The organism is Streptomyces sp. CA-288835, assembly GCF_050936385.1.
Classification (GTDB): domain Bacteria; phylum Actinomycetota; class Actinomycetes; order Streptomycetales; family Streptomycetaceae; genus Streptomyces.
This window is the reverse complement of sequence record NZ_JBNJMW010000001.1, coordinates 1,304,371-1,319,733: the sequence shown is the minus strand read 5'-3', so window position 1 is coordinate 1,319,733 and position 15,363 is coordinate 1,304,371. Positions and strand designations below refer to the sequence as shown.

The window sequence follows — 15,363 nt, the reverse complement described above, 5'->3', positions numbered from 1 at the left end:
GATCGTGCTCCCTCAACACACCAGCCTGCGACCAGCGAAAGAGCCACGCGCATGACTGACACGCTCACCGCTCCCTCAGAGGAGTCGGCAGTCCTTCAATCCGTCCCCCGTGGCTTCCTCGCCCACGACTGGCAACCCGCCACCGGCGGTCGCACCTTCGAGGTGCGCAACCCCGCAACCGAAGAAGTCATAGCCACCGTCGCCGACTGCGGCGCACAAGACGCGCTGAAAGCACTGGACGCGGCGGCCGCGGCCGCCGACCAGTGGGCCCTCACCAGCCCGCGGGACCGCGCGACCGTCCTGCACCGGATCACCGACGCCATGACCGAACACCGTGAGCGTCTGGCCCGGATCATCACCCTGGAGATCGGCAAGACGATCAGGGAAGCCCGGAGCGAAGTCGACTACGCCGCCGCCTATTTCCGCTGGTACGCCGAGGAGGCGGTCCGCCCCCACGCACGCAGCACGCCCTCCCCGGACGGCAAGAGTCACATCGTCACCGTCGCCGAACCGGTCGGGCCCTGCCTGCTGATCACTCCGTGGAACGTGCCGCTTGCCATGGCCGCCCGCAAGGCTGCCGCCGCCCTCGCCGCAGGCTGCACCGCCGTACTCAAACCAGCCGCGCTCACCCCGCTGTCCTCCCTGATACTGGGCGAGTTGGCGCGCGAGGCGGGCGCGCCCGCGGGTGTCCTGACCGTGATCACCAGCAATGACGCGGCAGCGGTCACCATGCCGCTGTTGGCCGACCCCCGGCTGCGCAAGCTGTCCTTCACCGGGTCCACCCCGGTCGGCAGGCTGCTGCTCCAGCAGAGCGGTGCCCGGGTGCTGCGCACCTCGATGGAGCTGGGCGGCAACGCGCCATTCCTGGTCTTCGACGACGCCGACCTCGACCTCGCGGTCCGCGAAGCGATGATCGCGAAGATGCGGCTGGGCGGCCAGTCCTGTGTCGGCGCCAACCGATTCCTGGTCCAGGAGGGCATCGCCGACGCATTCGCCGCCGCGCTGGGCGAACAGATGGCCGCTGTCCGGGTGGGTCCTCCAGGCCAGGAGGACACCGAGCTCGGTCCGCTGGCCGACCACCGTGCGGTGGACAAGGTCCGCAACCTCGTCGAGGACGCCGTGGCCCGTGGTGCCGTTGTCATCGGCAAGGCGGACATCCCAGACGGGCCGGGCCACTACGCGGCCCCGACCGCGCTGGACCACGTCCCCGCCGACGCTGCGATCATGCACGAGGAAATCTTCGGACCTGTCGCCGCCATCCACCGGTTCTTCACGGAGGCCGAGGCCATAGGGGTGGCAAACAACACCGAGCATGGCCTCGCGTCGTATGTGATGACGTCCCACATCGACCGCGCTCGCCGGGTCGCCGCCCGTCTGCAGGCCGGAATGGTCGCCATCAACCGCGGCCTGGTCTCCGACGTCGCGGCACCCTTCGGCGGGGTCAAGCAGTCCGGCCTGGGCCGCGAAGGCGGACCCGAGGGCCTCCACGAGTACCAGCAGCTCAAGTACCTGTCGATGCCCGGCTTCAACACCTGAGCTAGCCGGACTCAAGCGCGGGACTCGCCCACGTGCTGGCCGGGCAACGCAGTGACCGGGGTGATGATCCGTTCCGCGACGTCTGCCGCCACTGATCACGGGCCGGGCACATCCTGAGCCTGATCAGCAACCAGCACGCACCATGGTCCGCAGGAGACCCATGGCACCCGCGATCCGCGTGCCGTGGGCTGCCATCTCCACCGACTTATGAAGGAGACGGTCGACCGTGGACGCAACCGACGAGAAGATCATCGCCGAGCTGACCCGCAACGCCCGCATCTCGCACTCCGAGCTGGCCAGCAAGGTGCTGCTGTCCCGCAACGCGGTGCGCCAGCGCATCGAACGGCTGGAGCGCCAGGGACACATCGCCGGCTACACCATCGTCCGCGCGGGCGAGGACACCGGCAATGTCGTCTCGGCGCTCGTACTCGTCTACCGCCAGGACCGCATGCGCGGCGGCGACGTCCTGGCCGCGCTCAAACGCATCCCCGAGGTCGTCATCTGCGAGATCCTCAGCGGCGACTTCGACATCATGGTGCGCCTGGAAGCGGCATCGCTGGAACGCGTACGAGTCATCTGGGAGGACATCGCCCAGATGCCCGGCGTACGGGACACGGTCACCGCGCTCACCCTGTCCAGCGTCGTCAACCGCCCGAGAGGAGGGCGGAGTTCAACGGCACCGGGGTGAGCAGCGCCATTGCCTCTTCCCTCTCCAGTAGCCCGCCCTGCACCACGAGGTCCACCACGTCCGCCCCGGTGGCCAGGGCCGCTTCTGCCGCGGTTCAGGCGGCCGCCTGGGACAGCCGACGGTCGGTCTGCCGACCGACTTCCGGCTCCAGGGGCCCCGGGTTCTCGCTCGGTACGGAAGGTGGTCATTGGACGACGTCAGTGATGTGGTTGACGCAGATGACCTTGGGCTGGGTCATCTCCTCGAAGGCGAAGCGCACGCCTTCGCGGCCCATGCTGCCGTACTTGAAGCCGCCGAACGGCATGGCGTCGAAGCGGTAGTCGGACGAGTCGTTGATCATCACTCCGCCGGCTTCCAGTAGCCGGGCCGCGTTCAGGGCGCGGTCCAGGCGCGAGGTGAAGATGCCCGCGTGGAGGCTGTAGTCGATGGCGTTGGCCTGCTCGATGGCGTCCTCGAAGGACGTGAACGGCTGCAGCACGACGACCGGGGCGAACACCTCCTCCTGCCAGATCGAGCAGGTCGCAGGGACGTCTTCCAGGACGGTCGGCGTGTACAGGGCACCGGTGGTGTGGTTGCCGCACAGCAGCACCGCGCCCTCGGCCACCGCCGTGTCGACCTTGGCCCGGGTGGCGGCCGCGGCCTCCTGGGTGATCATGGGGCCGACGTCGGTGTGCTCGTCGAGCGGGTCGCCGACGCGCAGCAGCTGGGTGCGGGCGACGAAGGCGTCGCGGAAGCGCTCGTAGACCTCGCGGGCGATCAGGATCCGCTGGGTGCCGATGCAGTTCTGGCCGGCGGCCCAGAACGCGCCGGAGACACAGGAAGATACGGCCTCGTCCAGGTCGGCGTCGTCCATGACGATGACCGGGGCGTTGCCGCCCAGGTCCATGGCGAGCTTCTTCAGGCCGGCCGTGCGGGAGATGGCCTCGCCGGTGGCGAATCCGCCGGTGAAGGACACCATACGCACGTCGGGGGCGGCCACGATCGCGGCGCCGATGCCGGCATTGCCGTTGACGACGGTGACGATCTCCTCGGGCAGGCCCGCCTCGATGAGGGTGTCGACCAGGCGCAGCGCGGACAGCGGCGTCAGCGCGGACGGTTTGAGGATGACCGCGTTGCCGCCGGCGATGGCCGGTCCGAGCTTGTGGGCGACCAGGTTGAGGGGGTCGTTGAACGGAGTGATGGCGGCGATGATGCCCAGCGGCTCGCGGGTGAACCAGCCCTGCCGTTTCTCCGAGCCTTCATAGGAGTCGAAGGGGATGACCTCGCCGGCGTTGCGCCGTACCTCGGCCGCGGACAGGGACAGGGTGTTGACCGCGCGGGCGACTTCCTTGCGGGCCTGGGTGATGGTCTTGCCGGCCTCGCTGACGATCAGCTGGGCGAAGGACTCGGCGCGCCGCTCGATCAGGTGGGCGGCGCGTTCCAGGACCGCGGCCCTGGAGGCGCGGGACAGCGCGGCGGCGGTGCGGCGCCCGCATCTGGCCTGCTGCAGGATGCTGCCGGCGGCGCTCGCGTCGACGGTGGGCACCGAGGCGATGATCTCGCCGGTGTAGGGGTTGTGCACGGGCGCCGTGTCGGTGCCGAGTTCGATGCCGGGGGGCACGACGGTGTCAGACACGGTGAGTCTCCTGGAGAACGGGGCGCGTGGGCGCGGTGTCGGCGTCCGCGTGGCGCTGGTGGATGGTGATGATGTCCGACAGCAGGGCGTAGGCGGTCTCGATGCGGCCGGCGCCCGGCCCGGACACCGTGACGGTGCCGAGGAGGTCGGTGTGGAAGGCGACCGCGTTGACCGGGCCGGAGATCCCCGCCAGCGGGTGGTGTGCCGGCAGGGCGAGCGGAGCGACGCGGGCGTCGACGCTGCCGTCCTCGTGGCGGGTGGCGGAGCCGACCAACTTCCAGCGCAGCCCCTTGGACGCGGCGTCCCGCACCTCGTGGGGGGTGATCGCGGAGATGCCCTCGCAGAAGACGTCCTCGCGGCGCAGGTCGGCGCCGAGGACCTCGTTGGCCAGGATCATGACCTTGAGCTGGACGTCGTGACCCTCGATGTCCGCCGTGGGATCGGCTTCGGCGTAACCGAGCTCCTGGGCTTCGGCGATGGCCGCCGACAGTTCGATGCCCTCTTCGAGGCGGCCGAGGATGTAGTTCGAGGTGCCGTTCATGATGCCCTGGACGCCGGTGATCTCCAGGCCGCCGAACATGCGCTCGGCGGTGCGCAGGATGGGGGTGCCGCTGAGGACAGAGCCCTCGAACTCGAAGCTGACACCACGCTCGGCGGCCAGCTGCTTCAGCGCCCGGCCGGCGAGTGCGACCGGTCCCTTGTTGGTGGTGCACACGTGCTTGCCCGATTCCAGGGCCCAGCGCACATGGGAGAGGGCGGGCTCGCCGTCGGCGGGATTGGTGAACGTCGCCTCCACGACGATGTCGGCCGGCACCTCACGGATCACCCACTCGTTGCGCGGATCCGCGCTGCCGCCCGGCAGACCCGCGAAGCTCAGCTCCCCGGGCTCGGCGGCCAGCAGCGGCGCCAGATCGATACCGTCGGTGTCCACTAGGGAACCGGCCCGCAGATCGGTGATCGCCACCACCCGCAGGGCGAAGCCCAGGTCTTCGGCGAGGCGGTCCCCCCGCTGGGATATCAGCTCGGCCAGCGCGCGATTGACGCCGCCGAAGCCGATGAGGGCGAGATCGTATCGGCCCATGAGATCGCTCCTTAACAGTCCGCCGCCTTTACGGTGCGGCTGCTCAGAGCCTCGCTTCTGTGCCTGTCACCTGCTCCATGTCACAACGGCCACGACGCATGCCGATCTGCTCTGGCGGAGGGCGATTCGCCCACCCCGCCTTCAGCAACACCGCGCGGGCACGGACGCAGTGCGCCCGCCGCCTCGCTTGGCCGTCCGGTCGGGTTGGGTGTGTTCCTGCAGGTGTGCCAGAACGGCAGGTTCGGCGCTTGGTCCTCAACACACTGAACGTGACAGGGAATCGTCGGGGTCGGCGGGGCTGGGGCCGCCGGATGGCACAGCCGTCTCTGCCGCCGAGCGCAGCGCGTCCAGCACCGGCCGGATCAGGGGATGGCCCTCGGCGCCGCGCCGTACGGTCGCGAAGACCCGGCGGGTCACCGCCACGTCGTCGAGTGGGCGGATCACCACGCCCGTCAGCTCCGTGCCCCGCAGGGCGGAGCGCGGTACCAGGGCTACGCCCGCACCGGCGCCGGCGAGGGCGACGACGGCACGGAAGTCGTCGGACGAGTGCTGCAGGCGGGGCTGGAATCCGGCGTACTCGCAGGCCAGCATCACCACGTCGTGGCAGGGGTTGCCGGGGTACGGGCCGATCCACGGCTCGTCGGCCAGGTCGGCCACCCGCACCTTTCCGGCGCCCGCGAGCCGGTGGCCGACCGGCAGGACGGCGTCGAACGCCTCGGAGTACAGCGGCACCCGCGCGAGACGCTGGTCGTCCTCCCGCGGTGCGCCGCGGTACTCCACGGCCACCGCCACGTCCGCCTCCCCGTCCAGCACCATCGGCAGGCTCTCGTCGCCCTCCGCGTCACGCACTCGGATCCGGATCCCGGGTGCGGTGTCCGCGAGCTCTGCGATGGCCGGTGCGAGGACGAGTGCGATGCCGGTGGCGAAGGAGGCGACGGTCACCTCGCTGGCGGCGCCCGAGGTGTACGCGGCGAGTTCGGCCTCGGCGCGCTCCAGTTGGGCGAGGATCGTGTTGGCGTGATCGAGGAGGATCTCCCCGGTGGCCGTGAGGCGGATACCGCGCCCGTTGCGCTCCAGCAGCCGCTGGCCGGTCTCGCTCTCCAGCGCGGCGAGCTGCTGGGAGACGGCGGACGGGGTGAGGTACAGCGCGGCGGCCGCGGCGGTCACCGTCCCGTGGTCTGCCACAGCGCGCAGGATCCGCAGCCGCCGCATCTCGATCATGTCGCTCAGTCTCCCAGGGTCGCTCGGGCCGCCTCGAATGCTGCCACGGCCCGCTCCACATCGGCGGCGGAGTGGGCGGCCGAAAGCTGCACCCGGATACGCGCCTGTCCGTGGGGGACCACCGGGTAGGAGAAGCCGACGGCGTAAACGCCCTGCTCCAGCAGCAGTTCGGCCATCCGCCCGGCGATGGCCGCGTCGCCGATCATGACGGGCACGATGGGGTGGTCGCCGGGGAGGATGTCGAACCCTTCCTCCGTCATCCGCGTCCGGAACAGCACGGTGTTCGCGGCGAGTTGCTGCCGCAGGGCGGCCCCGAGTCCCGTGTCGGTGTCCTCCAGGAGGTCCAGGACCTTCAGGGACGCGGCGGCGATCACCGGGGCGAGCGAGTTGGAGAACAGGTACGGCCGGGAGCGCTGGCGCAGCAGCGCGACGATCTCGGCGCGGGCGGCGACGTACCCGCCGGAGGCGCCGCCGAGGGCCTTGCCGAGCGTGCCGGTCACGATGTCGACCCTGTCCATGACACCGTGCAGCTCGTGCGTGCCGCGTCCGCCGGGCCCGACGAAGCCGACGGCGTGCGAGTCGTCGACCATCACCATCGCGTCGTACGCCTCGGCGAGGTCGCAGATCTCCCGCAGGGGCGCCACGTAACCGTCCATCGAGAAGACGCCGTCGGTGACGATCAGCCGGCGCCGCGCGTCGGAGGACTCCTTCAGCCGCTGCTCCAGGTCGGCCAGATCGCGGTTGGCGTAGCGGTGGCGGCGGGCCTTGGACAGGCGGATGCCGTCGATGATGCTGGCGTGGTTGAGGGCGTCGGAGATGACCGCGTCCCGCTCGTCCAGCAGGGTCTCGAAGACACCGCCGTTGGCGTCGAAGCAGGACGAGTACAGGATCGTGTCCTCCGCGCCGAGGAAGCGGGAGAGCCGGTCCTCCAGTTGCTTGTGGACCTCCTGGGTCCCGCAGATGAAGCGGACGGAGGCCATGCCGTAGCCCCAGCGGTCCAGTGCTTCCTTGGCGGCGGTGACCACCTCGGGGTGGTCGGCCAGGCCGAGGTAGTTGTTGGCGCAGAAGTTCAGTACCTCGCCGGGGCGGCCGCCCGCGGTGACGGCGACGGCCGCGTTCTGCGGGGTGCCGATGACGCGCTCGGGCTTGTGCAGGCCGGCGGCGGTGATCTCGTCCAGGGTGGCGCGCAGGTCGTCGCGCACGGAGTCGAACATGGCGGGTGAGCTCCTCGGGGCAGCGGGCGTACGGGAGTTGGGGGCGCGAAGGCGTGAGGGACGCGGAGGACGCGTACGGCTCAGGCCGTCCAGTCGAGGACGACTTTGCCGCACCGCCCGCTCGCGGCGTCCTCGAAGGCCGCGTCGAAGTCCTGGTAGGCGTAACGGCCGGTGATCACCGGGCTGAGGTCGAGCCCGCGCTCGAGCAGGACCGACATGGCGTACCAGGTCTCGAACATCTCCCGGCCGTAAATGCCCTTGATGGTGATCATGGAGGTGACGATCCTGGCGAAGTCGACGGCGAACTCCTCAGCGGGCAGTCCCAGGACGGCGATGCGCCCGCCGTGCGTCATGTTGGCGATCATGTCGCGCAGGGCTTCGGGTCGGCCGGACATCTCCAGGCCGACGTCGAAGCCCTCCCGCAGGCCAAGCTGCCGCTGAGCCGCCTCGATCGTCGTCTCTGCGACGTTGACCGCCAGATCGACGCCGACCTTGCGGGCCAGTGCCAGGCGGTACTCGCTGACATCGGTGATGACCACGTTGCGGGCTCCGGCGTGCGCGGCCACCGTCGCGGCCATGATGCCGATGGGCCCTGCTCCCGTGATGAGGACGTCCTCGCCCACCAGGGGGAAGGACAGCGCGGTGTGCACGGCGTTGCCGAACGGGTCGAAGATGGCCGCCGTGTCGAGGTCGACGGGCGTCCGGTGCACCCACACGTTCCCGGCCGGCAGGGCCACGTACTCGGCGAACGCGCCGTCGCGGCCGACGCCGAGCCCCACCGTGTTCCGGCACAGGTGCCGCCGGCCGGCCAGGCAGTTGCGGCACTTGCCGCACACCAGGTGGCCCTCGCCGCTGACCAGGTCGCCGGCCTTGATGTCGGCGACGTCCCGGCCGACTTCGGCGACCTCGCCGACGAACTCATGGCCGAGCACGAGTGGCGTACGCACGGCCTGCTGCGCCCAGCCGTCATAGGCGCGGATGTGCAGGTCCGTGCCGCAGATGCCCGTACGGAGAACCTTGATCAGGACGTCGCCGGGGCCGATGGACGGCTCCGGCACGTCTCTCAGCCACAGACCGGGCTCTGCCTTGTCCTTCACCAGTGCCTTCATGCCGCGGCTCCTGTGCGCGAGGGGATGGGAAGACTCCGGTACGCGGGACGGCGCTGCGGGCGCCGACATCCAGGCCGTACCGGGCATGAGCAATCTGCCTGGTGGCGGGCGTCCGGTCCATCGAGGATTTCTTAACCGGACCGACAGCCTGCCTTCACGATCGACTCGCGACGGTCGCTCCGCGCACGGTGCTCCGCGCAGGTCGCTCCGCGCATGATGCGCCGCGCCCCTCACCTGGATCGGGCAGCCGCCCTCGGACCGCCGTCAGCCGAGATGGCGGGCGGTGATCTCCGAGGCGGCGCCGGTCACCAGACGCCCCAGCTCGGTCAGCCGGTCGGGCTCGAACCGGGAGTGGGGCATGGAGACGGCCACGGAGGCCAGGGGCATGCCGTCGTCGCCCAGGACGGGCGCCGCGATGGCACAGACGCCGGGCCGGAACTGGTTGTAGTTGACGGAGTATCCGCGCTCCCTGACCCGGCGCAGCTCGGCGCGCAGCTCTGCCGGATCGGTGATGGTCTCCTCGCCGTAGCCCTCCAGCTCGCCCGCCGAGACCTCGTCGACCTCGGACCTCGGCAGGTGGGCGAGGACCGCGTGCCCGGTGGCGGTGGCGTGCAGGGGTGAGGAGTCGCCGATGGCGTGGAAGGTCCGTACGGGATGGTCGCAGTCGACCCGGTCGACGACGACCATCCCGTGCAGGGCGTCGGGCACCGACAGATGGATGGTCTCGTTCAGCGCGTCGCGGAGCCGGATCATCGGCTCGCGGGCGGCGGCGAACAGGCTGGATCCCTGGAGGGCGGCGGGTCGTACGGCCAGGACGCGGGCGCCGATCTCCCAGCGGGTCGTGTCCTTGCGGTTCGCCCGCAGCCACCCCGCCTCGTTGAGACTCACCAGCGTCCGCTGCACGGTCGACTTGGGCAGGCCGAAGAGCTTCGTCAGCTCCCCGACGGTCACCGGCTGATGCTTGGCGACGGCCTCCAGGATGCGCAGCGATCTGGTGACGCTCTTCATTTCCATCCGTGCCCCCGTAAGCCGTGTGGATTTTTCGTTCTCACCTCTTGACTCCTTCCGGGAGTCGCGGGCATGCTCGTGCCGGATTCTAGCATGGCGTTCCACGATATGGCACGACCTCGGAGGCGGTCCAGCGATCAGGCCGTCGTCGAGGGGATGCGGAATCCGATGCCGTACCGCGCGGCGATGGACAGCGGTAGCGCCCTGACTCGCCTACCGCGCCGTGTGGTGCACCCGCCCTGCGCCCGGCCCTTCTCCCCCGGCCGGCGCAGGGCGGCGAAAGCCGTGAGCGCACAAAGGGTCGGCCCCCACGCACGTGCGTGGGGGCCGACCCTTGCCTGTGATGCGTCCGCCTGTGATGCGTCCGTCTCGTGTTCAGCCGCCCAGTCGGCGGCCCGTGATCTCCGCGGCCGTATCGGCGACGATGCGGCCCCACTCGGGCAGCCGGTCCGCGTCGAAGCGTGAGTCGGGCATCGAGATGGCCACGGCGGCCAGCGGTGTGCCCTCCTCGTCGAGGACGGGTGCGGCGATGGCGCAGACGCCCGGCCGGAACTGGTTGCGGTTGACCGAATAGCCGTCGGCGCGGATCTGGTCCAGCTCGGCGCGCAGTTCGTCGGGGTCGGTGGGAGTCGAGTCGCTGAAGCGCTCCAGCCCCTGCGCGATGAGCTCTTCGACGTCCTGTTGCGGCAGGTGGGCGAGGATGGCGCGCCCGTTGGCGGTGGCGTGCATCGGCGAGGTGTCGCCGATGGTGTGGAAGGTCCGTACGGGGTGGTCGCAGTCGACGCGGTCCACGACGACCACGCACTGCAGGGCGTCGGGCACGGTCAGGTGGATCGTCTCGTTCACCGCGTCGCGGAGGCGCATCATCGGTTCGCGTGCGGCGGCGAAGAGGCTGGAGCCTTGCAGGGCGGCGGGGCGTACGGCCAGGACGCGGGCGCCGATCTCCCAGCGGGTGGTGTCCTTGCGGTTGGCCCGTAGCCACCCCGCCTCGGCCAGTGTGACCAGGGTGCGCTGCACGGTCGACTTCGGGAGGCCGAAGATCTTCGTCAACTCCCCGACGGTCACCGGCTGATGCTGCGCGACTGCCTCCAGGATGCGCAGCGACCTGGTGACGCTCTTCATTTCCATCCGGTTTCCCCCTGTTAATCCTCGGAATTTCCGTCGGACACCCTCTTGACTCCCCTCGGTGCCGCTGTCATTCTCATGCCAGATTCTAGCACAGCATTCCACAATGTGGCACGGCCACTCCGGCGGACGAAGCAAGTGAGCCGGAACTCAGAGACCGGGCGGATGCGAGCAGTTGGGCTCCACAAGACACCCAGCGCCCCTCCGTACCCCTCTCGAATCGAACAGCCTCACGCCGGGCACAGCATGCGCCCCGGCGATACGAAAGGAAAGTCCTGTGTCAGCTGCCAGGAAGCGTGTCGCCGTCGTCGGCGTCGGAACGATGGGCAGCCAGGCCGCCTGGCGGCTGGCGGCCCGCGGTGCCGAGGTCGTCGCCTACGACCGGTTCGCCCCGGGCCACGACCGCAGCGCCGCCGGCGGCGAGACCCGTATCTTCCGCAGCGCGCACTTCGAGGACTCCCGGTACGTCCCGCTCCTCAAGCACGCCGACACCCTGTGGGGCCAGCTTCAGCAGGAGACCGGCCGCGAGCTGCGCCGCCTGACCGGGTGCCTGCTGATGGGGCCCACCGAACAGCAGCAGATGGCCACCGTCCTCCAGTCCATCGCCGAGCACGGCCTCGACCATGATGTGCTCGACGCCGAGGCACTGGCCAAGCGCTTCCCGCAGTACCGGATCGAGGACGGCGACGCGGCCGTACTCGACCGCCGCGCCGGCTTCATCCGGCCCGAGCTGACGGTCCAGACCGCGGCCCGCCGCGCCGAGCAACTGGGCGCGCGCATCCACCGCTACACACCGGTGCGGGAGATCACGCCGGTGAACGGCGGGGTGGAGATACGCACCGACTCCGGCAGCGAGCGCTTCGACGCCGCGGTGGTCACACCGGGCCCGTGGGTGAATGACCTGCTGCCCGATCTGCCGTGGGAGGTGGACATCCGCCGCCTCATCAGCGCCTGGTACACGCCCACGACCGACGCCTGGTTCGGCGAGGAGCGCCCCGCCTTCATCCGTACGGCCCCCACGCACTTCTACGGGCTGCCCTCCCCGGACGGTGTGTCGGTCAAGCTCGGCCTGTCCCGCGCCCTGCACCGCCTCGCCGGCGACCCGAACCAGCTGGACCGCACCGTGCAGCCGGAGGAACTGGAGATCTTCTCGGAGCTGATGAGGCGTTACATCCCGGACCTGCACCCCGACCCGACCCGCCTCTCCGTCTACATGGAGGGCTACACCGAGAGCAGCCGCCCGCTCGTCGGCCCCCTGCCCGGCGCCGAGAACGTCGTACTGCTCGCCGCGTTCTCCGGCCACGGCTTCAAACTCTCGCCCGCCTTCGGCGACATCGCCGCCGACCTGGCGCTGGACGGCACCTCGTCCCAGCCCATCGACTTCATCTCCACCGTCGACCGCACCGCGGCCTGAGCCACCGATCGATTTCATCACCACACTCGGCCGCACCGAGGCCTGAGCCCGATTGAGGTACGACACATGACACTGACCATCGGCCCGCTGCGAGCGGAGCCCGGCCAGAAGACCCGCGGGGTCATCCCCGCCGACCTCGGCCCCACGACGGTGGAAGTCCCGCTGATCCTCATCAACGGCACCCGCCCCGGCCCCAGGGTCGTCATCACCGGCGGCGTCCACGGCGGGGAGTTCATCGGCGTCGACACGGCCACCCGCCTGGCCGGACTGCTGGAACCGGACGACATCGCCGGCCAGGTCGTGATCTGCCCCGTGGCCAACCCCCCGGCCGTCTACGGCGGCAGGCTCAACATCTCCCCGCTGGACGGCGTGAACATCAACCGCGTCTTCCCCGGCGACAAGGACGGCGGCCCCACCGACCGGATGGCGGCCTGGCTGTTCGAGTACGTCATCGACGGCGCCGACGCCTACGTGGACCTGCACAGCGGCGGCATCGACCAGCATCTGCTCGACTTCGTCGGCTACCGCCTGACGGGCGACTCCGAGCTGGACGCGAAGAACAAGGGAATGGCCCACGCGGTCGGATACGAGCGCGTCATCTTCGGCACCAGCCCGGCCGGCGGCAACAGCCACGCCGCGGCGAACCGGCAGGGCATCCCCGCCATCCTCGTCGAGACCGGTGACCTCGGTGACCGGGACCCCGCCACCGTACGCAGGCTGCTCGACGGCCTGTACCGGCTGCTGCACCACCTCGATGTCATCGAGGCACCGCAGCACGTCGCCCCGGTGACCACACCCCCGCGCGAGTGGGCCTGGACGGGCGAGGTCGTCTCCCCGACCACCGGTCTGTGGTACCCGGACGCGATCACCGGTGACGAGGTGACCGAAGGACAGACCATCGGCCGCATCATCGACCCGGCCGACGGCACCGAGCACAAGATCGCCGCCACTGCCACAGGACAGATCATCTACGACATGAACGGGCTCACCGTTCGCCCCGGTACGGAACTCTCCGCCATCGCCGCCCCGAACGACTGACGGGCCGCCTACCCGCCCCCACCGATTTCCCTCCCCCCAACCCTCAATAAGCCGGTCCCACGCGCTACTTCCAGGAGATTTGTCATGAGTGATCCCATGATCGGCCGCAGAGCGCTCCTGCGTGGAGCAGGCGGCATTGCCGCCCTCGCGTCCCTCGCCGCCTGCGGTACCGGTACCAGTCGCAGCTCGTCCGCCGCCGGTGGCAAGGGTGGCGGCAAGACGGTGATCGTCCGCGACAGCGGCGGCGCCTTCGGCGCGGCCCTGCAGAAGGCGATCTACACGCCGTTCACGCAGGAGACCGGCATCCAGGTCAAGGTGCTGAACCTGGACGACGCCCCGCTGCTGGCCCAGATCAAGCAGGGCCGCCCGCAGTGCGACCTCATCAACAACTCGATGATGTCCCACGCCAAGTACGTGAAGCAGGACGCCCTGGAGGCGCTGGACCTGGACCGGGTCAAGAGCGTGAAGAGCGCGAAGATCCCCGAGAACCAGATCTCCGAGCACGCCGTCGGCAACAGCTTCTACGGTCAGTGCATCGGGTATCGCACGGATGCCTTCGGCGGGAAGAAGCCGGAGTCGTGGGCGGACTTCTGGGACACGAAGGCGTTCAAGGGCGGGCGTTCGATGGTCAGTCCGGACGGTGACCTGCCGGAGCTGGAGTTCGCGCTGCTGGCCGACGGCGTGCCGATGGATAAGCTGTACCCGCTCGATGTCGACCGTGCCTTCAAGGTGATGAGCCGGCTGCGGGGCGACATCAAGAAGTTCTGGGACAGCGGCCCGCTCCCGGGTGTGCTGCTGAGCCGCGAAGAAGTGACGATGTCCACCGTGTGGGACGGCCGGCTGGCCGATCTGCAGAAGCAGAACGTGCCGGTGGAGCGTCAACTGAACGGCATGCGCCGCCAGTTCCAGGGCTACGCGATTGCCAAGGGCGCCGCCAACGCGGACAACGCCTACCTGCTGATGGACTTCTCGCTGCGGGCCGAGAGCCAGGCCGCCCTGGCCAAGGCGTTCCCGTCGAACCCGTCCTCCCCGCTGGCCTACGAGAAGCTCAGCGAGGACGAGCGCAACGCCCTCGCGGGTGCGCCGAAGTACTACGACAAGGGCTTTGACGCCGACATCGAGTGGTGGCTGAAGAACGAAGCGGCCGTCACCCAGCGCTGGTTGGAGTGGGCTCGTGGCTGAACATGGTGTGGTTACTCCTACTGTCAAGACGGCCGACACCCCGTCGGCCACGACGACCGGCAAAGCACTGTCGGTGGTATCCCTGCGCAAGACCTACGGCGATGTGGTCGCCGTGGACGAGGCGTCCATGGAGATCGCGGCGGGGGAGTTCGTCACCTTCCTCGGCGCCTCGGGGTCGGGCAAGACCACGACCCTGATGATGATCGCCGGGTTCTGTGAACCGGACTCCGGCACCATCACCGTCGGGGATCGCGACGTCACGAAGCTCGCCCCGCAGAAACGCAACCTGGGTTTCGTCTTCCAGCAGTACCTGCTCTTCCCGCACATGACGGTCAGTGAGAACGTCGCCTTCCCGCTTACCCTGCGCGGGGTGGCGAAGGACGAGATCCGCCGTCGGGTGGGGGAGACGCTGGAGATCGCGGGCCTGTCCGGGTTCGGCGGGCGCAGGCCGCGTGAGCTGTCGGGTGGTCAGCAGCAGCGGGTCGCGTTGTGCCGGGCGCTGGTCTACCGCCCCCCGGTCATCCTCATGGACGAGCCGCTGGGCGCGCTGGACAAGAAGCTGCGTGACCAGCTGCAGGTGGAGATCAAGACCATCCAGCAGGAACTCGGCCTGACCGTCATCTATGTGACGCACGATCAGGAAGAAGCGCTGGTCATGTCGGACCGCATCGCGGTGATGCGCAACGGCCTGATCGAGCAGTTCGACACCCCACGGGAACTCTTCGAGCGGCCCAGGACCCCCTTTGTGGCGGACTTCCTGGGCGCGGCGAACTTCCTGCCCGGGCGTATCGAGCAGCACACCGACGAGCACACCCTGGTCCGCCTCGACGAGTCGGGCGGCCTGATCAAGGCGCGCCGCCACGAGCTGGCTTCCGGCGCCCAGGTGAAGGTCGCGGTGCAGCCGGGCCGGTTGCGGGCCTGTGCCCCGGACGACGGTTTCTGTACGGGCACGGTGGAGACCGCCACGTACGTGGGCACCCTGGTCCGGGCCGGCGTACGCATCGACGGCGGTGACGCACCGCTGCTGCGCCTGGAGGTACCGGCCGGCCGAGGCCCCGTCACCGGCGAACGGGTCGGCATCTCCGCCGACCCCGAGGACGTCAATCTCTTCCCCGTCGAACTGGGCGGGTGA

General features: G+C 69.8%; 13 protein-coding genes. 6 read left to right on the top strand and 7 right to left on the bottom strand.

From position 1 onward, the window contains the following. Positions 1-51: 51 nt before the first annotated feature. Together ACQEVY_RS06105 and ACQEVY_RS06100 are read left to right on the top strand one after the other, a co-directional pair. The gene (locus ACQEVY_RS06105; RefSeq protein WP_432945589.1) at positions 52-1,536 is read left to right on the top strand and encodes an NAD-dependent succinate-semialdehyde dehydrogenase; all 1,485 of its coding nucleotides are present in this window, start codon (positions 52-54) and stop codon (positions 1,534-1,536) included. A gap of 226 nt (positions 1,537-1,762) precedes the next feature. Continuing rightward, positions 1,763-2,224, top strand: coding sequence for an Lrp/AsnC family transcriptional regulator (locus ACQEVY_RS06100; protein WP_432945587.1), 462 nt, complete (start codon positions 1,763-1,765; stop codon positions 2,222-2,224). Positions 2,225-2,408: 184 nt separating this feature from the next. On the opposite strand, the gene ACQEVY_RS06095 is transcribed toward ACQEVY_RS06100, so the two are convergent. From ACQEVY_RS06095 to ACQEVY_RS06065, 7 genes are all read right to left on the bottom strand, one after another. After that, positions 2,409-3,839: an aldehyde dehydrogenase family protein gene (locus ACQEVY_RS06095; RefSeq protein ID WP_432945586.1), complete on the bottom strand. Its 1,431-nt coding sequence runs from the start codon at positions 3,837-3,839 to the stop codon at positions 2,409-2,411. Continuing rightward, entirely contained in the window at positions 3,832-4,920 is a 1,089-nt protein-coding gene (locus ACQEVY_RS06090) for a homoserine dehydrogenase (RefSeq protein WP_432945584.1), read from the bottom strand. Before ACQEVY_RS06090 ends, ACQEVY_RS06095 begins: the two co-directional genes overlap by 8 nt. Before the next feature lie 255 nt (positions 4,921-5,175). After that, positions 5,176-6,141, bottom strand: coding sequence for a LysR family transcriptional regulator (locus ACQEVY_RS06085; protein WP_432945581.1), 966 nt, complete (start codon positions 6,139-6,141; stop codon positions 5,176-5,178). A 5-nt stretch (positions 6,142-6,146) separates the two neighbouring features. Then, positions 6,147-7,355 (bottom strand): glycine C-acetyltransferase, encoded by a 1,209-nt coding sequence (locus ACQEVY_RS06080; RefSeq protein WP_432945579.1) that lies wholly within the window; start codon positions 7,353-7,355, stop codon positions 6,147-6,149. A gap of 80 nt (positions 7,356-7,435) precedes the next feature. Beyond that, a complete protein-coding gene (gene tdh / locus ACQEVY_RS06075) occupies positions 7,436-8,464 on the bottom strand; it encodes an L-threonine 3-dehydrogenase (RefSeq protein WP_432945577.1) in 1,029 nt (342 codons plus the stop codon). 264 nt (positions 8,465-8,728) lie between these two features. Further along, positions 8,729-9,472, bottom strand: coding sequence for an IclR family transcriptional regulator (locus tag ACQEVY_RS06070; RefSeq protein ID WP_432945574.1), 744 nt, complete (start codon positions 9,470-9,472; stop codon positions 8,729-8,731). 375 nt (positions 9,473-9,847) lie between these two features. After that, positions 9,848-10,594, bottom strand: coding sequence for an IclR family transcriptional regulator (locus ACQEVY_RS06065; RefSeq protein WP_432955087.1), 747 nt, complete (start codon positions 10,592-10,594; stop codon positions 9,848-9,850). A gap of 280 nt (positions 10,595-10,874) precedes the next feature. Here ACQEVY_RS06065 and solA point away from each other — a divergent pair, with 280 nt between their 5' ends. From solA to ACQEVY_RS06045, 4 genes are all read left to right on the top strand, one after another. Further along, positions 10,875-12,011, top strand: a complete 1,137-nt coding sequence (solA, locus tag ACQEVY_RS06060; RefSeq protein WP_432945572.1) for an N-methyl-L-tryptophan oxidase — start codon at positions 10,875-10,877, stop codon at positions 12,009-12,011. A gap of 66 nt (positions 12,012-12,077) precedes the next feature. After that, positions 12,078-13,049, top strand: coding sequence for a succinylglutamate desuccinylase/aspartoacylase family protein (locus ACQEVY_RS06055; RefSeq protein ID WP_432945570.1), 972 nt, complete (start codon positions 12,078-12,080; stop codon positions 13,047-13,049). 84 nt (positions 13,050-13,133) lie between these two features. Further along, positions 13,134-14,231 carry an ABC transporter substrate-binding protein gene (locus tag ACQEVY_RS06050; RefSeq protein WP_432945568.1) on the top strand — a complete coding sequence of 366 codons (1,098 nt, stop codon included), beginning with the start codon at positions 13,134-13,136 and terminating at the stop codon, positions 14,229-14,231. After that, a complete protein-coding gene (locus ACQEVY_RS06045) occupies positions 14,224-15,363 on the top strand; it encodes an ABC transporter ATP-binding protein (RefSeq protein WP_432945566.1) in 1,140 nt (379 codons plus the stop codon). The genes ACQEVY_RS06050 and ACQEVY_RS06045 overlap by 8 nt, the downstream gene beginning before the upstream one ends.